Annotated in this window: 13 protein-coding genes and 2 pseudogenes; 11 read left to right on the plus strand and 4 right to left on the minus strand. The window is 46.0% G+C overall.

Features of this window, described 5'->3' with window-relative positions:
- The first annotated feature begins 14 nt into the window (after window positions 1–14).
- From atpA to glmU, 5 genes and pseudogenes are all read left to right on the plus strand, one after another.
- Window positions 15–1556, plus strand: coding sequence for a F0F1 ATP synthase subunit alpha (gene atpA, locus UA76_RS19035; RefSeq protein WP_047049453.1), 1542 nt, complete (start codon window positions 15–17; stop codon window positions 1554–1556).
- A 35-nt stretch (window positions 1557–1591) separates the two neighbouring features.
- Window positions 1592–2457 (plus strand): annotated as a pseudogene (gene atpG / locus UA76_RS19040) (F0F1 ATP synthase subunit gamma).
- Between the two features lie 30 nt (window positions 2458–2487).
- Window positions 2488–3891: a F0F1 ATP synthase subunit beta gene (gene atpD / locus UA76_RS19045; protein ID WP_047049455.1), complete on the plus strand. Its 1404-nt coding sequence runs from the start codon at window positions 2488–2490 to the stop codon at window positions 3889–3891.
- A 22-nt stretch (window positions 3892–3913) separates the two neighbouring features.
- Window positions 3914–4336, plus strand: coding sequence for a F0F1 ATP synthase subunit epsilon (locus tag UA76_RS19050; RefSeq protein WP_047049457.1), 423 nt, complete (start codon window positions 3914–3916; stop codon window positions 4334–4336).
- A gap of 151 nt (window positions 4337–4487) precedes the next feature.
- On the plus strand, window positions 4488–5849 hold the full coding sequence (gene glmU, locus UA76_RS19055) for a bifunctional UDP-N-acetylglucosamine diphosphorylase/glucosamine-1-phosphate N-acetyltransferase GlmU (protein ID WP_047049459.1): 1362 nt from the start codon (window positions 4488–4490) through the stop codon (window positions 5847–5849).
- Between the two features lie 96 nt (window positions 5850–5945).
- Here the strand turns inward: glmU and UA76_RS19060 are convergent, their stop codons facing one another.
- Window positions 5946–6689 (minus strand): amino acid ABC transporter permease, encoded by a 744-nt coding sequence (locus UA76_RS19060; RefSeq protein ID WP_047049461.1) that lies wholly within the window; start codon window positions 6687–6689, stop codon window positions 5946–5948.
- Window positions 6690–6781: 92 nt separating this feature from the next.
- Here UA76_RS19060 and UA76_RS19065 point away from each other — a divergent pair, with 92 nt between their 5' ends.
- A complete protein-coding gene (locus UA76_RS19065) occupies window positions 6782–7558 on the plus strand; it encodes a transporter substrate-binding domain-containing protein (protein ID WP_047049463.1) in 777 nt (258 codons plus the stop codon).
- Between the two features lie 57 nt (window positions 7559–7615).
- On the opposite strand, the gene punC is transcribed toward UA76_RS19065, so the two are convergent.
- A complete protein-coding gene (punC, locus tag UA76_RS19070; protein ID WP_047049465.1) occupies window positions 7616–8818 on the minus strand; it encodes a purine nucleoside transporter PunC in 1203 nt (400 codons plus the stop codon).
- Window positions 8819–8975: 157 nt separating this feature from the next.
- On the opposite strand from punC, the gene punR reads away from it, so the two are divergent.
- Window positions 8976–9893, plus strand: a complete 918-nt coding sequence (punR, locus tag UA76_RS19075) for a DNA-binding transcriptional activator PunR (protein WP_047049467.1) — start codon at window positions 8976–8978, stop codon at window positions 9891–9893.
- A 96-nt stretch (window positions 9894–9989) separates the two neighbouring features.
- Complete coding sequence (locus UA76_RS19080; protein WP_238322358.1) at window positions 9990–11666, plus strand: sensor domain-containing diguanylate cyclase; 1677 nt, start codon at window positions 9990–9992, stop codon at window positions 11664–11666.
- A 76-nt stretch (window positions 11667–11742) separates the two neighbouring features.
- On the opposite strand, the gene fadA is transcribed toward UA76_RS19080, so the two are convergent.
- Together fadA and fadB are read right to left on the minus strand one after the other, a co-directional pair.
- Window positions 11743–12906, minus strand: coding sequence for an acetyl-CoA C-acyltransferase FadA (fadA, locus tag UA76_RS19085; protein WP_047049469.1), 1164 nt, complete (start codon window positions 12904–12906; stop codon window positions 11743–11745).
- A 26-nt stretch (window positions 12907–12932) separates the two neighbouring features.
- On the minus strand, window positions 12933–15104 hold the full coding sequence (gene fadB, locus UA76_RS19090) for a fatty acid oxidation complex subunit alpha FadB (protein ID WP_047049471.1): 2172 nt from the start codon (window positions 15102–15104) through the stop codon (window positions 12933–12935).
- A 226-nt stretch (window positions 15105–15330) separates the two neighbouring features.
- Here fadB and UA76_RS19095 point away from each other — a divergent pair, with 226 nt between their 5' ends.
- The 3 genes and pseudogenes from UA76_RS19095 to hemG all read left to right on the plus strand — a co-directional run bounded on the left by UA76_RS19095 (window position 15331) and on the right by hemG (window position 17978).
- Window positions 15331–15954, plus strand: a complete 624-nt coding sequence (locus UA76_RS19095) for a YigZ family protein (protein ID WP_047049472.1) — start codon at window positions 15331–15333, stop codon at window positions 15952–15954.
- Between the two features lie 33 nt (window positions 15955–15987).
- Window positions 15988–17444: pseudogene (locus UA76_RS19100) on the plus strand (TrkH family potassium uptake protein).
- Window positions 17445–17453: 9 nt separating this feature from the next.
- On the plus strand, window positions 17454–17978 hold the full coding sequence (gene hemG / locus UA76_RS19105) for a menaquinone-dependent protoporphyrinogen IX dehydrogenase (protein WP_047049474.1): 525 nt from the start codon (window positions 17454–17456) through the stop codon (window positions 17976–17978).
- Window positions 17979–18246: the final 268 nt, after the last annotated feature.

Here is an 18246-nt window from a genome sequence, read left to right on the forward strand (position 1 = left end):
GGGGAATTTGAGCAATGCAACTTAATTCCACGGAAATCAGCGAACTGATTAGACAGCGTATCGAGAAATTCGATGTTGTGTCTGAAGCTCGTAATGAAGGTACTATCGTCTCTGTAAGTGACGGTATTATCCGCATCCACGGTCTTGATGACGTGATGCAAGGTGAAATGATTGAGCTTCCGGGCAATCGTTTTGCACTAGCACTTAACCTTGAGCGTGACTCGGTTGGTGCTGTAGTAATGGGTCCTTACGCGGACCTAAAAGAAGGCATGAAAGTAACAGGTACTGGTCGTATTCTTGAAGTACCAGTAGGTCCTGAACTTCTAGGCCGTGTAGTGAACACACTTGGTCAACCAATTGATGGTAAAGGCCCTATCGATGCGAAACTAACTTCACCAGTTGAAGTGATTGCACCTGGTGTAATCGATCGTAAATCGGTAGATCAACCAGTTCAAACTGGTTATAAGTCTGTTGACTCGATGATCCCAATCGGCCGTGGTCAGCGTGAGCTTATCATCGGTGACCGTCAGATCGGTAAAACGGCTCTGGCAATCGACTCGATCATCAACCAAAAAGATTCTGGTATCTTCTCAATCTACGTAGCTATCGGTCAGAAAGCATCGACAATTGCTAACGTAGTTCGCAAGTTAGAAGAGCACGGTGCCCTACAAAACACTATTGTGGTTGTAGCATCTGCTTCTGAATCTGCTGCACTTCAATACCTAGCGCCATACGCTGGTTGTGCAATGGGTGAGTACTTCCGTGACCGTGGTGAAGATGCACTGATTGTTTATGATGACCTATCTAAGCAAGCTGTCGCTTACCGTCAAATCTCACTTCTGCTTAAGCGTCCACCGGGCCGTGAAGCATTCCCTGGTGATGTATTCTACCTCCACTCTCGTCTACTAGAGCGTGCTGCTCGTGTAAGCGAACACTACGTAGAAAAATTCACTAACGGCGAAGTGAAAGGTAAGACAGGTTCTTTGACTGCTCTTCCTATTATCGAAACCCAAGCGGGTGACGTATCTGCATTCGTACCAACAAACGTAATCTCGATTACCGATGGTCAGATCTTCCTACAAACAGAATTGTTCAATGCGGGTGTACGCCCAGCGGTTGATCCAGGTATTTCTGTATCTCGTGTAGGTGGTTCAGCGCAGACAAAAATTATCAAAAAGCTATCTGGCGGTATCCGTACTGCGCTAGCTCAATATCGTGAACTTGCCGCTTTCGCACAGTTCTCATCAGATCTTGATGAAGCAACTAAGAAGCAGCTAGATCATGGCCAAAAAGTAACTGAGCTTATGAAGCAGAAGCAGTACGCGCCAATGTCAGTATTTGACCAAGCGCTATCTATCTTCGCTGCAGAGCGTGGCTACTTAGGTGATATCGAGCTAAACAAGCTTCTTGATTTTGAAGCTGCTCTACTATCGTATGCTCGTGCTCAGTATGCAGACCTTGCTGCTGACATCGACAAGTCTGGTGCTTACAACGATGAAATCGAAGCTAAATTGAAAGAGCTAGTTGACGATTTTAAAGCGAACCAAACTTGGTAATTACAACCTGGCTTTGTAATTAACGGAGAGCAACGATGGCCAATACAAAAGAAATTCGTAGCAAGATTGGTAGTGTTAAAAGCACTCAGAAAATCACCAAAGCGATGGAAATGGTTGCTGCTTCCAAAATGCGTCGTACGCAAGACGCAATGGAAGGACCACGTCCATATGCTGAGATTATACGTAAAGTCATTGGTCATTTAGCCCGCGCTTCAGTGGAGTACAAACATCCATTCCTAGTGGAGCGTGAGGCAAGGCGCGTTGGTATATTGTGATTTCAACCGACCGTGGTTTGTGTGGTGGCTTGAACATTAACTTGTTCAAACAAGCTGTTTCGCAAATGGGCGAGTGGGCTGAAAAAGATGTTGAAGTTGAGCTAGCGGTAATTGGCTCTAAAGCGACATCTTACTTCAATAGCATTGGTGCAAACATTGTTGCTCAAGCTTCTGGCTTGGGTGATAGCCCATCTCTTGATGACCTAATCGGTTCAATCAAGGTCATGCTGAAAAAGTATGAAGATGGTGAAATTGACCGTTTGTACTTGGTGTTCAATGAGTTTGTTAACTCAATGACCCAGCAACCAAAAATTGATCAATTAATACCTTTGCCTAAATCACTAAGCGAAGACGAAGAATTCCGTCATTCATGGAGCTACATGTTTGAATCGGATCAATACGAATTGCTAGAAGGTTTGATTTCTCGTTATATCGAGTCTCAAGTTTATCAAGGCGTAGTAGAGAACTTAGCGTGTGAAATGGCTGCTCGTATGATTGCTATGAAAGCAGCATCTGACAATGCTGGAAACTTGATTGAAGAGCTAGAGCTTGTGTACAACAAGGCGCGTCAAGCGGCGATTACACAAGAGCTATCAGAAATCGTTTCTGGTGCAGCAGCAGTTTAATTTAGGTAAAACAAATTTAGAGGATTAACGATGGCTACAGGTAAGATCGTACAGATCATCGGTGCGGTAGTCGACGTAGAGTTCCCACAGAGCGACGTTCCTAGTGTATATGACGCTCTGAATGTTGCTGAATCAAAAGAACGTCTTGTTCTTGAAGTTCAGCAGCAGCTAGGCGGCGGCGTAGTACGCTGTATCGTAATGGGTAGCTCTGATGGTTTACGTCGTGGTGTTGAAGTAACAAACACAGGCGCTCCAATTTCTGTACCAGTAGGTACTAAGACCCTAGGTCGTATCATGAACGTTCTAGGTGACCCAATTGATGAGTGTGGTGAAGTCGGTGCGGAAGAGAGCTATTCTATCCACCGTGCAGCACCAAGCTATGAAGAACAGTCAAACGTGACTGAGCTACTAGAAACCGGCGTTAAAGTAATCGACCTAGTTTGTCCATTCGCTAAGGGTGGTAAAATCGGTCTATTCGGTGGTGCTGGTGTAGGTAAGACCGTTAACATGATGGAACTTATCAACAACATCGCACTACAGCACTCTGGTCTTTCAGTATTTGCTGGTGTAGGTGAGCGTACTCGTGAGGGTAACGACTTCTACTTCGAGATGCAGGAAGCGGGCGTTGTAAACGTTGAGAACCCTGAAGAATCTAAAGTAGCGATGGTTTACGGTCAGATGAACGAGCCACCAGGTAACCGTCTACGTGTTGCACTGACTGGTCTAACGATGGCAGAGCGTTTCCGTGACGAAGGTCGTGACGTACTACTGTTCATCGATAACATCTACCGTTACACGCTTGCAGGTACAGAGGTATCAGCACTTCTAGGTCGTATGCCTTCTGCGGTAGGTTACCAGCCAACTCTTGCAGAAGAGATGGGTGTACTACAGGAGCGTATCACGTCAACTAAGTCTGGCTCTATCACGTCTGTGCAGGCGGTATACGTACCAGCGGATGACTTGACTGACCCGTCTCCAGCAACAACGTTTGCTCACTTGGATGCAACGGTTGTACTTAACCGTAACATCGCAGCTATGGGTCTATACCCTGCGATCGACCCACTGGATTCGACATCTCGTCAGCTAGATCCATTGGTTGTTGGTCAAGAGCACTACGACATTGCACGTGGCGTACAGCAAACTCTGCAACGCTACAAAGAGCTAAAAGACATCATCGCAATCCTAGGTATGGACGAGCTATCTGAAGAAGATAAGCAAGTTGTATCTCGTGCACGTAAGATTGAGCGTTTCCTAACTCAGCCTTACCACGTTGCTGAAGTCTTTACTGGCGACCCAGGTGTTTACGTATCACTTAAAGAAACGCTACGTGGCTTTAAAGGTCTTCTAGCAGGCGAATACGATGACGTACCAGAGCAGGCATTCATGTACTGTGGTACTATCGACGACGCACTAGAAAACGCGAAGAAGCTGTAAGCTGAAACTTTAAGGAGGCGTTATGACTGTAACCTTCAATTTGGATGTAGTAAGTGCTGAAGCGCGAATCTTTTCGGGCTGGGCACGTAGCATTCAAGTTTCAGGTGAGCGGGGCGACCTCGGTGTTTTAGCGGGACACACTCCGCTATTAACTCGTATCCGTCCTGGTATGGTTCGCATTGTGACTAAGAAAGGCGATGAAGAAATCATCTATCTTTCTGGTGGTATCCTTGAGGTACAAGGTCATGATGTAACTGTTTTAGCTGATACTGCGGTTCGAGGTGAAGATCTTGATAAAGCAAAAGCAGAAGAAGCTAAGCGCCGTGCTGAAGAGCTGATCAGTGCTCCACATGGAGATATTGATTACGCGAAAGCATCTGCAGAACTTGCTAAAGCAATCGCTCAGTTGAAAGTTATTGAACTGGTAAAAACTAGACGCGGCTAACCTAATCTTGTTAGAACGCTCTAGATAAAGGCAGCCATTGGGCTGCCTTTTTGTTTTATAAGTCTTATGTTGCGCATTGGAGTGTTTAACTAATGTACTAGAACCGCTACACTATGCCGCATTTCATTATAACAACAGGACAGGTCGCGAGATGAAGTTTAGCTCAGTGATTCTAGCTGCGGGCAAGGGAACTCGCATGTATTCAAATATGCCAAAGGTGCTGCATACGCTTGCGGGTAAACCTATGGTGAAACACGTCATTGATACGTGTAGTGGCTTAGGAGCTCAAAATATTCATTTGGTTTTTGGCCATGGCGGTGAGCAAATGCAAGCTAGCCTATCGGCAGAACCAGTAAACTGGGTACTGCAGGCTGAGCAGCTTGGTACTGGTCACGCGGTTGATCAAGCATCTTCTCAGTTTGAAGATGATGAAAAGGTACTCGTACTATACGGAGATGTGCCGTTAATTTCGGAAGAGACCATTGAGAACTTGCTTGATGCTCAACCAACAGGCGGTATTGCGCTGTTAACAGTTGTGCTAGACAACCCGATGGGCTATGGACGTATCGTTCGTAAAAATGGCCCTGTCGTCGCGATTGTTGAGCAAAAAGATGCAACCGAAGAGCAGAAGCTAATCAAAGAGATCAACACGGGTGTTATGGTAGCAACCGGTGGTGATCTAAAACGTTGGTTGTCAGGTTTGAACAACCAAAACGCGCAAGGTGAATATTACCTAACCGACGTGATCGCAGCAGCGCACGACGAAGGCCGTGCCGTAGAGGCTGTACACCCAGTTAATCCAATCGAGGTTGAAGGAGTTAACGACCGCGCTCAACTAGCTCGCTTAGAGCGTGCGTATCAGTCGATGCAAGCGCGCAAACTGCTTGAGCAAGGCGTAATGCTGCGTGACCCATCACGATTTGATCTACGTGGTGAGTTGCAGTGTGGTATGGATGTTGAAATCGATACTAACGTGATCATCGAAGGTAATGTTTCTCTTGGTGATAACGTCGTCATTGGAACCGGTTGTGTACTGAAGGACTGTGAAATTGACGATAACACTGTTGTTCGTCCATACAGCGTCATCGAAGGTGCGACAGTCGGAGAGGAGTGTACCGTTGGTCCATTCACAAGGCTTCGTCCAGGTGCAGAGCTTCGCAATGATGCTCACGTGGGTAACTTTGTTGAAGTGAAGAATGCTCGCATTGGCGAAGGCTCTAAAGCGAACCATTTGACGTATCTGGGTGATGCGGAAATTGGTCAACGTACGAATATTGGTGCGGGCGTCATTACTTGTAATTACGACGGTGCGAATAAGTTTAAGACCACTATTGGTGATGATGTCTTTGTTGGCTCCGACTGTCAGTTGATTGCGCCTGTTACAGTGGCCAATGGTGCGACTGTTGGTGCTGGTACAACACTGACCAAAGACGTTGGTGAAGGTGAGTTAGTTATCACTCGCGCTAAAGAGCGTAAAATTGCTGATTGGCAGCGTCCGGTTAAGCAAAAATAGACGATGAATATCGGTGAAAGGGTTAGCAGTTGCTAACCCTTTTTTGATCGTATGCGCAATTAATCTGCGGTTTGTACAATGAGTGATTTGATTGAATTAATGGGAAGGCAATGCGTATTTTCTTTCTAGCCATCGCACGCATTGAGAAACACATAGAATCAGAACTAAGTACTCGAGTACCAGAAAACTGTATATTTCCAAAGGTAAGTACTCATTCACCACCAGCTCGTTGGCCCGCCTTGTAAGGTCGCTCAATCCTATTACACTAACCAGTGAAGACATTTTAAGAATGTAGATAAACTGATTGCCCAATGGCGGTAGGATAATTCTTACGGCTTGAGGGAAGATAACTAAGCGCATCTTTTGCCAATAGTTGAGTCCTAATGATTCTGCCGCTTCATGTTGCCCTTTGGTGATGGATTGAATCCCTCCTCTAAACACCTCAGCCATAAAGGCGCTTTCTGCAATGGTGAGGGTAATAACACCCGCCCAGAAATGATTAAGTGAGATATCAAGTAGTGTGGGAAGTCCGTAGTACACCCAGAGAAGAAGTACTAATACGGGAATGGCTCGCACGATTTCAACATAGGTGCGATTCGCCGCTTTTAGTTCCTTGCGCTCAGACAAAGCTGGAAGAGCAACCACCAGCCCCAACAGCATAGCCAGAACCATGCTGAGTAGCGACACAGCAATCGTGTCTTGGAAACCCGCGAGCAGGAACTTTAAGTTGGTTTGACCTTGCTCAGTGGACGGATCGAGTACATACCATCCCCATTCATAATCTGAGCAACCGGTTAAAATGAAGGCTGATAATCCAATACAAAGTCGACTTAAGGTCACACTATCCCTCAATGCACAAAAAAAGTTCACTTGTTATTGCTATGTTAACAGTGTAGTGGTGAATTTCGATATCTATTTTCAGGGAAATCAATATGAAAAGAATACTATTAGCACTGTCACTTTGCTTGATGCCGTTGATCAGTAGTGCGCAAGAGACCAGTCGTTTGGATGAAATCCTGGATGCAGGTGTGCTTCGAGTGGGGACGACAGGAGATTGGAATCCAATGACGATGAAAGATCCGGCAACGAACAGTTACCGAGGATTTGATATCGATGTTACAACAGAGTTAGCCAAAGATCTGGGGGTCGAGGTGGAGTACGTCGCGACTGATTGGAAAACCCTAGTTAACGGGATCACGGCAGATAAATACGACATTACGGGCAGTGCTTCGCTCAATATGTCTCGAGCGAAAGTAGCAGGTTATAGCCAGCCTTACTTCTATTTGGCTTTTGTTCCGGTAGTACAGAAAAAAGATCTCGAGAAATACAGCGACTGGAAGGACTTTGACAAGGCTGACATCAAAGTGGCTGCCACACTGGGTACAGTGCAAGAGAAGATGGTGAAGGAGTTCTTCCCTAACGCTGAACATATTGTGATTGAATCACCTGCTCGAGACTTTCAAGAATTGCTAGCAAAGCGCGCCGATGTTTCCGTTACCTCAAACGTAGAAGCTGCCACGCTGGTGGAAAAGTTTAAGCAGTTAGCGATTGTAGAAGTTGAAACGCCAAGAAGACCTACACCAATTGCTATGTTGTTACCTCAACATGATCAAGTTTGGATTAACTACATTAACCACTGGGTGGAGTTAAAGAAAACTCAGGGCTTCTTTAAGAAGACGGCTGAGAAGTGGGGGCTAAAGAGCTTGTAAGTAGTCGCAACTTAGATACGAAAAAGCGCCACATTGTGGCGCTTTTGGCTTTTGGAGTTAATCCTCTTTTACTACTCTCGCGTTATCTGGGAAGCGAAAGTGTACGGCTAGCTTTCTATTGGAAATGATGTAACCACACCACAAACCAAGTGTGCAGATCAAAATAGCAATCCCAGTGGCTAACTGAGCTTGGCTTGCCAATATCGCTACTAGACCGCTAGACAGGCTACTTGCGCTGATCTGCAGGCTATTTTGCAGCCCGGCGGCGGTTGCTGGGCTCTGTTTGGCACTTGATAGCGCTCGGTTTACCACGATCGGATACAACGCACCATTCACAACCGCAATTAAGCAAAATGGCGCTAGGATTGGCCAGATCGTGGTGAGTTGCCACTGAGATGCCACAAAGATAAGCAGTGCAGCAATAGTAAACAGCGCCAACAGCTGTTTAAGGACTTTCTCATCTCCAAATTTGCGCACAGCGACTTTGCCTGCATAACCACCGAGCATGAAAGCGACTGTTTGCGGAATAAAACTTAAACCAATGTCCTTAGCGGAATACCCCATGTTTGCCATGATTTCTGGCATTCCCGTCAAATAGGCAAAAAATGCAGCTGAGGACATCGCAAACATCGCGACGTTACCAAGGTAAGTTTTGGACTGGAACAGCGCTTTTATATCACCTATTACGGAGGTGTTTTTTTCTTCAACAGGCATTTCAGCTTGGTGAAGTGTTGCAAGCGTTAAGGCGATACCAATCAGAGTGAGCGAAACAAAAATACTTTGCCAGCCAAATTGCTCAGCCAGCACTACGCCTAACTGAGGCGCCAGTGCTGGAGATAGCGCAACTAACGGCATGATGGTGGCGAAGATCTGCTGGCTGGTGGACGACGGGTAGCGTTTGATCACCATTGCTTGCCAAATCACGGCTGGAGCGCACACACCAATTGCTTGAACAAATCGTAACGACAGGAGTTGCCAAACTTGAGTACTAAATGCCAATCCTAGGGAAGAAGCGGCAAAGATGACCAAGCCAATAGCGAGTGTTTTGCGCTGTCCATATTTATCACTAAAGATTCCCCACAGCAGCTGGCCGAGCGCCATACCGACAAGAAATACGGTGAGCGATAAGGCGATTTGCTCCGGCCCGGTCGCAAAATCTTGCTCCATGATTTTAAAAGCAGGCAGGTACATATCGGTTGCAATGAATCCGAGCATGGAGAGCAAAGCAAGATAGAAGAGTTGTGGTTTTGAAACTGTCATACATTATCCATTCAAAATATTTAATCGTTATTTATGGCTTTGTATCTGGATAGTGTGGCGCCAACCTAAATATCAGAACGCTGATATTCTATTTTTGGTAATGTGAAAAATGAAACGCTAAAATTTGTAGTTATCAATCAAAAAAATTGAAGGCAGTATGTTCTCGAAATCTTCGTTAGAAATGATCGATACGGTAGCTCGATTAGAAAGCTTTACTGCCGCTGCAGAAGCTTTACATAAAGTGCCGTCTGCGATCAGTTATGGTGTGCGCCAAGTTGAAAAAGATCTGGATGTGGTGTTGTTTCGTCGTTTACCGCGTAAGGTCGAGCTGACTCCTGCTGGCGAGTTATTCTTGGTTGAAGCAAGACAACTGCTTCGTCAGATGGAAGAGGTGCGATTACAAACCAAACGTGCCGCGCATGGCTGGCAGAAAACACTGAAAGTCACATTGGACAACGTAGTTCGATTAGACGCGCTTCAGCCCATGATTGAAGATTTTTATCGAACTTTTCCTTATGCCGAATTGCAGATCAACATGGAGGTTTTTAATGGTTCATGGGAAGCGATCTCACAAGGGCGAGCTGATGTGGTTATAGGTGCAACTTCCGCGGTTCCAGTTGGTGGTGATTACGAAATTAGAGAGATGGGTAAGTTAGATTGGTCGTTTGTGATGGCCAGTGATCATCCCTGCGCGCAAATGAACAAGCTTTCAGAAGAGAAGGTTAGCCCTTATCCCGCTATTTGTCTTGATGATACATCGAGTGTACTGCCAAAACGCCACACTGTGCACTACCCAAATCAGCGTCGATTGCTTTTGCCGAACTGGTATAGCGCCATTGAGTGCTTAAAAAGTGGTGTTGGGGTGGGCTATATGCCAAGCCACATTGCATTACCGCTAATCGAGCAAGGTTTGTTGGTGGAGAGAAACTTGCCTGAGGATAAGCCCAACAGCCTGTGTTGTCTTGTATGGCGAAAAGATGACAACAACCGATTAATTAGTTGGTTCATCAAAGCATTAGGTGATTCTAAACAGCTCTACGACGATTGGCTTGCTCAGCTACCCCTAAAGAGTTGAATTAAGGTCAAAGTTTGCTCTGTGTTTAGTGGTTAATGTATTGTTAAATAGTATTATCAATAGATACTAATTGCATATTTTTACGGAAGGCGATGTATGAAAGCCGTAGATAAACGCTGGCAACTGTTTCCCATCATTATTCTGACCATCTCAATGGTTATTGGCGTGTATGTGTTCTACGTGACGCTTGTAAAACTGGTCATTGATAGAGAGCAGTCACATCTAATATCTATTATGTCGGATGTGGTTTTCGAGTTCCAAGAGGACAGAGAATCCATTACCCCTCAAACCGATATTGACGACTATATTGGCAATATGACTCAAGCGAGTAGCCACCTTCGCATTCAGGTTATTGCCGCTGACGGTACCGTAAGAGGGGATACAGAGCTTTCTGACCACGCTCTTGCACGGGTCGAGAATCATGCGGATCGCCCAGATTTCATTGACGCGCTCGCTTATGGTCAAGGAACATCAGTCAGGTTCAGCTCAGTAACTTCTACCGATCGAATTTATGTGGCGCAAAAAGAGCTCATAGCTGGTGAGGAGCAAGTGATTGTGCTCTCTTCGCCTATGTATCACCTCAAGCAAATGACCACTCAATTGATGATGATCCTAATCGGGATGGTGGTACTGAGTATCACCTTCTTGATAGGAACATCTTATGTTGGTAACCGTCAAATCAATCATCGTGTTGAGCTCGAACAGCGTAAACAAGATGAGCGAATCAAGTTGCGTACTAACGAGATCGAGTTGATGCACCGATTAGCCAATATGTTGGCTGCGTGTAACAACTTAGTGGAAGCTCAAAAAGTGGTCTCAGATATGGTGCCGAGAGTGCTAGGAGACATTAATGGTAGCGTCTCTTTGATGCGAGCATCTCGAAATCAGTTAACCACACAACTTGATTGGGGCGGCGAGTGGCCGAGTAGCCGAAGTTTTTCTCCCGATGAGTGCTGGTCACTGCGTAAAGGCCGCGCCCATAAAGCGATCGATGAATATCATTCATTGACCTGTGATCACATGGATAATGTCGGTCTAAACCAAACAATCTGCATCCCCCTAACTGCCCACGGTAATACTATCGGTATTATGCATTTGTACTTTGAGGGGCAAACCGAGATCGACCCAGTGACCGAGCAACTGGCATTTAGCGTGTCGGAGCACTTAGGGTTGGCGCTAGCGAACTTGAGCTTGCAAGAGAAGCTACGTTCACAAGCGTTGAGCGATCCGCTCACAGGGCTGTTCAACCGACGTTTCTTCGAGCAGAAATTGGAAGAACACTCGATGTTCTCGTCTAGTACGGGTGAGCCGTTATCATTACTGATGCTCGATCTCGATCATTTCAAACGCTTCAATGACAACTTCGGTCATGATGCGGGAGACTTTGTTCTCAAAGAGATAGCAAGCTTATTGAAGCGCAGTGTTGGTGATGAAGAGCTAGCATGCCGCCTTGGAGGTGAAGAGTTGGCTATCTTGCTCCCTCAGCGCACCATGCATGAAGCAACGGAACTGGCAGAGTCTATTTGTACCACCGTGAGAAGCCTACATTTGGAGCACAAAGGGCTATCACTGGGTCAGTTGGGTGTTTCTATTGGTGTGTCGACTTATCCTAAACCTGCGGCAGACACCGAAGTATTGGTTAAACAAGCGGATCAAGCTTTGTATATGGCTAAAGATACTGGGCGAAGCAAGGTGGTTAATTATGACCAATACCTAAAAGATAAAAAGCCGACACTTGAAGTCATAGAAACGGAAGGTGAAGTGAATACCTAGTCGAAGCTTGGTTAGTGGTAGCAGAGACAAAAACGCCAGCATATGCTGGCGTTTTGTTTATAAGTAACCTTGAGCTTTACGGTCTTTCAAATACCGTTGCGATGCCCTGCCCCAAACCAATACACATGGTTGCAAGGCCGTATTTCGCCCCTTTAGCTTCCATTAGGTTAATCAGCGTAGTAGAGATACGAGAGCCTGAACAGCCTAGTGGGTGCCCAAGAGCAATTGCGCCGCCATTTAGGTTTACTTTGTCATCCATGACATCGAGAAGACCTAAGTCTTTCGCACATGGCAAAGATTGCGCAGCAAATGCTTCATTGAGTTCAACCACATCCATATCTTCAATGTTTAGGCCTGCACGCTTCAGCGCTTTTTGAGTCGCTGGTACAGGGCCGTAACCCATGATAGAAGGGTCACAACCCGCTATAGCCATAGACCTCACTTTCGCTCGGATAGTGAGTCCAAGCTCATTGGCTTTGTCTTCGCTCATGATTAACATCGCTGAAGCGCCATCAGAAAGTGCCGACGACGAGCCTGCTGTTACCGTACCATTGGCAGGATCAAATACTGGTCGAAGCTGAGACAAACCTTCTGCAGTGGTCTCTGGGCGGATTACTTCATCGTGATCAAGTGTAAACAGTGAACCGTCTTCCGCGTGTGCTTCAGTTGGTAGGATTTCGTTCTTAAATCGCCCTTCAACGGTAGCTGCATGAGCACGTTGATGGGAGCGAGCTGCAAACGCATCTTGGTCTTCGCGACTAATGCCATGAAGTTTACCGAGCATTTCTGCCGTCAGACCCATCATACCAGCTGCTTTGGCAACGGTTTTTGACATGCCTGGGTGGAAATCAACACCATGCGTCATCGGAACATGACCCATGTGTTCAACACCACCAATTAAGCAAATATCAGCATCACCTACCATGATGGCACGTGAAGCGTCATGCAGCGCTTGCATTGATGAGCCGCACAAACGGTTAACGGTTACTGCGCCAATCTCAATAGGCAGGCCTGCAAGCAGCGCAGCGTTACGCGCGACATTAAAGCCTTGCTCTAAAGTTTGCTGTACACAGCCCCAGTAGATGTCTTCGATCTCACTTGGATTGACTTGTGGGTTGCGAGCTAAGATCCCTTTCATTAGATGAGCCGAAAGGTCTTCTGCTCGTGTATGACGAAATGCTCCACCTTTGGAGCGCCCCATAGGGGTACGAAGGCAATCAACAACAACTACATTCTTCATCATGTTATTCCTTTTCCAAACGTGGTTTATAAAGAGCTAGCTTGCTGGGCTGAGTAGAAAGATTCGTTCTTTTCAGCCATATCAACAAGGAGCTTTGGAGCGTGATACATTGCACCTAGGTCATGGTATTGCTTGGTCATTTCAACGAAATTGCTGATACCAATACTGTCTAGGTAACGGAACACACCGCCACGGAATGGTGGGAAACCAAGGCCATAAACGAGCGCCATATCGGCTTCTTGAGGAGAGGCGATAATGCCTTCTTCCAAACACAATACCACTTCATTGATCATTGGAATCATGATGCGTTCAATGATGGTTTGGTCTTCGAAATCAGTTGGTTGAGCGCAGACATCGGCCAGAACAGAAACAATATCTTCAGAGAAAGATTTCTTAGGTTTACCACGTTTGTCCACACTGTAACTGTAAAATCCTTTGCCGTTCTTCTGGCCAAGTCTTTGCGCGTCAAATAGCGCATCAATCGCATCTTTACCTTGTTTGCCCATTCGCTCAGGGAATCCTTGTGACATGACCGCTTGAGCGTGGTGAGCGGTATCAATACCAACAACGTCTAACAGGTAAGCAGGGCCCATCGGCCAACCGAACTTGCGCTCCATGACTTTGTCGACTTGAGTAAAGTTAGCACCATCTTTCAGTAGTAGGTTGAAGCCACCGAAGTACGGGAATAGCACGCGGTTAACAAAGAAACCCGGGCAGTCGTTCACGACAATCGGCGATTTCCCCATCTTAGCGGCGTAGGCGACCACTCGGTTGATGGTTTCATCAGAAGTATGTTCACCGCGAATGATCTCAACCAATGGCATTTGATGCACAGGATTGAAGAAGTGCATACCGCAGAAGTTTTCAGGTCGCTTGAGTGATTTTGCCAACAGGTTAATTGGAATGGTTGAAGTGTTCGATGCAATGACGGCGTCTTCACCCACTTGCTGCTCGACTTCGCTTAACACAGAAGCTTTCACTTTTGGATTCTCAACAACAGCTTCAACGACCACATCCGCATTTTCGATGCCCGCATAATGTAGGCTTGGGGTAATAGAAGACAAGATGCCCGCCATTTTGAAACCATCGATACGGCCACGGGACAGGCGCTTGTTGAGTAACTTTGATGCTTCGCTCATTCCCAAATCTAGCGACGCTTGAGCAATGTCTTTCATGATGACCGGAACACCTTTCAGTGCCGATTGGTATGAAATGCCGCCACCCATGATGCCAGCACCAAGTACCGCTGCTCGTTGGGTGTCTTTGCTCGCCGCTTTTGCAGACTTCTTAGCGATGCCTTTGATGTACTGATCATTTAAGAATAGACCGACCAGTGATTTCGCTTCTTCCGACTTAGCTAGTTTGATGAAATGCTTACGTTCGACATCAAGAGCTTCATCACGAGCGTGACGAGCACCTTCTTCAATAGTAATAACCGCTGTCATTGGAGCAGGGTAATGAGGTCCGGCTTTTTGCGCGACTAGACCTTTCGCCATGGTAAAGCTCATCATAGATTCAAGCTTGCTGAGCGATAATGGCGATGTTTTTTGTTTGCGGCGTTGTTGCCAATCGAGTTGCTCGTTAGCAGCGAGCTTGATGGTCTCAACTGCGGATTGCTGCAGCGAATCGGTTTCTACTATGGCATCGAGTAAACCGATCTTAAGTGCTTCATCTGCGCGGCAAGCTTTACCTTGAGTAATCACTTCCATCGCGCTATCCGCACCGATAACTCTCGGCAGGCGAACACAGCCGCCAAAACCAGGCATGATTCCTAGTTTGGTTTCAGGTAGTCCAATGCTGGTGGTTTTGTCACCAATTCTGAAGTCGGTAGCGAGTACACACTCACACCCACCGCCAAGTGTATGGCCTTTGAGTGCTGAGAGTGTAGGAAATGGGAGGTCTTCAAGCTTGGTGAAGATGTTGTTGGCGAACTGAAGCCACTCATCGAGTTCGGTATCAGACTTAGCAAACAGGCCAAGAAACTCAGTGATGTCTGCACCAACAATAAATGTGTCTTTATCGGAAGTGAGCAGCATACCTTGGATATTTGGAAGCGCAGCGACAGCGTCTAATGCTTCATCCAGTGACTGTAGCGTTGCCAAATCGAGTTTGTTTACTGAATTTGGAGAGCAGAAACTCAACTCAACGATATGTTTATCAACTTCCTTTACCTGTAGGGTGTTAGCTTGGTAAATCATTGTCTATCTCCGTGACATGCAATCCATGATCGCGTGTAAGAGTGTTGTCTTGTTTATTATTATATCAATTCTGGTTAGACCAGTTGTTTTAGTGTGAACGTCAGATTGGTTAATTTCAATACATTTTTTAAACAACTGTTTAACATTGTGCGATTGGGCAGATCATTACAGCTTTGTATCAGGCTCGTGATACACTTTGCGCCATTGAAATAAAAGGCCTTATTGAATGAATGACCAACCCTATTTGATCCCTGCCTCGACCACGCTGTTTGAAGAAGAGATAAAGAAAAGTGTCTTTATTACTCATCTAGCTCACACACCAAGTATTGAAGCGGCGAAAGCATTCGTAGAGCAGATCAAACAAGAGCATGCTTCAGCGAGGCATAACTGTTGGGGATTTGTCGCAGGTAGGCCTGAAGATTCGATGAAGTGGGGTTTTAGTGATGATGGCGAGCCCTCAGGAACGGCGGGTAAGCCAATATTGGCGCAGTTATCTGGCTCTGGTGTTGGAGAGATAGCGGCAGTTGTTACGCGCTATTCTGGTGGAATCAAGCTAGGGACTGGTGGTTTGGTTAAAGCCTATGGTGGTGGAGTGCAACAAGCGCTCAAGCTGCTTCAAACTATCGAGAAAAAAATAACCACAAAACTGCGCCTAGAGTTAGACTATGGCTTTGTACCTATTGCTCAATCCATTATGGGGCAATATGAGGCGAGTGAGGTTGATGCTCAATACAGTGAACAGGTTGTCTTAATCGTCGAAATAGAACGCCGTTTAGTGGATGTGTTTACTCAAACAATCATCAATAAGAGTGGTGCAAAGGCAATTGTCACCAGAAATAAAGATAACTAGGAAGTCGTGAAGCTCAGCTTCGAAGATTAAATAATGCAATTTCGATCAATCATCCGCATCGTTGGCTTACTGCTGGCACTGTTTAGTGTCTCGATGTTGGCCCCAGCGTTAGTCGCACTATTATACCGAGATGGCGCGGGTGTTCCTTTTGTCACTACCTTCTTTGTCCTCCTTTTTTGTGGTGGCGTGTTTTGGTTTCCAAACCGAAGATATAAACATGAGCTGAAAGCCCGAGATGGCTTCCTTATTGTTGTTCTGTTCTGGACGGTAATTGGTAGTGCAGGCTCAATCCCTTTCTTATTGGCCGATAACCCGAATATCTCGGTAACCGACGCTTTCTTTGAGTCTTTTTCTGCACTCACCACAACCGGTGCGACTGTTATCGTCGGGTTAGATGACTTACCTAAAGCTATACTCTTCTATCGCCAGTTCCTCCAATGGTTTGGCGGAATGGGTATCATCGTGTTAGCGGTTGCGATTTTGCCAGTGCTGGGTATCGGTGGTATGCAGCTTTATCGAGCAGAGATCCCTGGGCCAGTAAAAGACAGTAAGATGACGCCACGAATAGCCGAGACGGCGAAAGCGCTGTGGTACATCTATTTAAGTCTTACCATAGCTTGTGCGACGGCGTTTTGGTTGGCGGGAATGACCCCTTTTGATGCGATCAGTCATAGTTTCTCGACGATTGCTATTGGTGGTTTCTCTACCCACGATGCGAGTATGGGCTACTTCGACAGCCATGCTATTAACATGATCACCGTGGTATTCCTGCTCATCTCTGCTTGTAACTATTCACTTCACTTTGCTGCATTTGCTTCTGGCGGTGTTCATCCTAAGTATTACTGGAAAGATCCAGAGTTTCGCGCGTTTATCTTTATCCAAGTGGTGTTGTTTGTTGTCTGTTTCCTAATCCTGCTGAATCATCACTCTTACGACACCTATTATGATGCCTTCGATCAGGCCCTGTTCCAGACGGTTTCGATATCGACTACAGCAGGCTTTACCACAACCGGATTCTCTGAATGGCCACTATTCTTGCCGGTACTACTTTTGTTCTCATCATTTATAGGTGGTTGTGCGGGTTCAACGGGGGCGGTATGAAAGTAATACGTATACTGCTACTGACCTTGCAAGGTGCTCGTGAAATGAAACGTTTGATTCACCCAAGAGCGGTATACACCATCAAAGTGGGCGGTACGGCGCTAAGTCAGCGAGTCGTCGATGCGGTATGGGGATTCTTCTCTGCTTATGCTCTGGTTTTTGTTATCTGTATGCTGGCCTTGATCGCGACAGGTATGGATGAGCTTAGTGCCTTCTCTGCGGTAGCGGCAACCTTGAATAACTTAGGTCCAGGTTTAGGTGAGGTCGCACTGCACTTTGGTGAGATCAATGACAAAGCTAAATGGGTACTGATTGTATCTATGCTATTCGGACGTTTGGAAATATTTACTCTACTCATATTGTTTACGCCAACATTCTGGCGTAGCTAAAGGCACACGATGAAAGCACTACTTCTCTATTCAAGCCGCGAAGGCCAGACGAAAAAGATTCTTGAGTTTATTGATAAGGAGCTATCTGATTATCAATGTGACCTAGTGGATCTCCACCAAATTACCGCAGTTGATTGGGACTCTTACGACAAAGTGCTTATTGGCGCATCTATTCGATATGGGCATCTTAATAAACTGCTATATAAGTTCATTTCAGCCAACTTATCTCAATTGCAAAGCAATAAAGTCGCTTTCTTCTGCGTGAACCTTACCGCGAGAAAAGAAGACCAAGGTAAAGACACTCCAGAAGGCAGTGCTTATATAAAGACCTTTCTAAAGAAATCTCCGTGGCAACCACCACTGATCGGTGTGTTTGCTGGCGCACTTTATTACCCAAGGTACAAATGGTTCGACCGCGTTATGATTCGCTTCATTATGTCTATGACAGGCGGCGAGACGGATACCACTAAAGAAGTTGAATATACAAACTGGGAAAAAGTATCTTTATTCGCGAAAAAATTTGCTCAGATGTAGCTTTTGTCGCCTGTTTTAGGTGTTTTTGTTTGCTTTCTGACCGAACAGGTCGAAATAAGCAAAAAAGTGAAAAAAGCGCTTGCCAATGTGAAGCTGATCTCTATAATGCCCCCTCGCTGACACGGGAACGCTTCGAAAGAAACGAGAACGTAATTAGCAAGGTCAATTAGCCAAGCCAAGCGCTTGAAAAAAGTTTGAAAAAAGTGGTTGACACTAAACTTTAAATCGCTAAAATGGCCGTCCACTTGAGCGAAGCTCAAATGGAAAG

Origin of the sequence: Vibrio mexicanus (assembly GCF_001012815.1) — a bacterium.
In the GTDB taxonomy this organism is placed as follows: domain Bacteria; phylum Pseudomonadota; class Gammaproteobacteria; order Enterobacterales; family Vibrionaceae; genus Vibrio; species Vibrio mexicanus.

Bases quoted from the DNA above. Each gene is read 5' to 3' on its own strand.
- UA76_RS19050 (WP_047049457.1), top strand. From the start codon at position 3,914: ATGACTGTAACCTTCAATTTGGATGTAGTAAGTGCTGAAGCGCGAATC.
- atpA (WP_047049453.1), top strand. From the start codon at position 15: ATGCAACTTAATTCCACGGAAATCAGCGAACTGATTAGACAGCGTATC.
- glmU (WP_047049459.1), top strand. From the start codon at position 4,488: ATGAAGTTTAGCTCAGTGATTCTAGCTGCGGGCAAGGGAACTCGCATG.
- hemG (WP_047049474.1), top strand. From the start codon at position 17,454: ATGAAAGCACTACTTCTCTATTCAAGCCGCGAAGGCCAGACGAAAAAG.
- UA76_RS19095 (WP_047049472.1), top strand. From the start codon at position 15,331: ATGAATGACCAACCCTATTTGATCCCTGCCTCGACCACGCTGTTTGAA.
- UA76_RS19065 (WP_047049463.1), top strand. From the start codon at position 6,782: ATGAAAAGAATACTATTAGCACTGTCACTTTGCTTGATGCCGTTGATC.
- fadA (WP_047049469.1), bottom strand. From the start codon at position 12,906: ATGAAGAATGTAGTTGTTGTTGATTGCCTTCGTACCCCTATGGGGCGC.
- punC (WP_047049465.1), bottom strand. From the start codon at position 8,818: ATGACAGTTTCAAAACCACAACTCTTCTATCTTGCTTTGCTCTCCATG.
- fadB (WP_047049471.1), bottom strand. From the start codon at position 15,104: ATGATTTACCAAGCTAACACCCTACAGGTAAAGGAAGTTGATAAACAT.
- atpD (WP_047049455.1), top strand. From the start codon at position 2,488: ATGGCTACAGGTAAGATCGTACAGATCATCGGTGCGGTAGTCGACGTA.
- UA76_RS19080 (WP_238322358.1), top strand. From the start codon at position 9,990: ATGAAAGCCGTAGATAAACGCTGGCAACTGTTTCCCATCATTATTCTG.
- punR (WP_047049467.1), top strand. From the start codon at position 8,976: ATGTTCTCGAAATCTTCGTTAGAAATGATCGATACGGTAGCTCGATTA.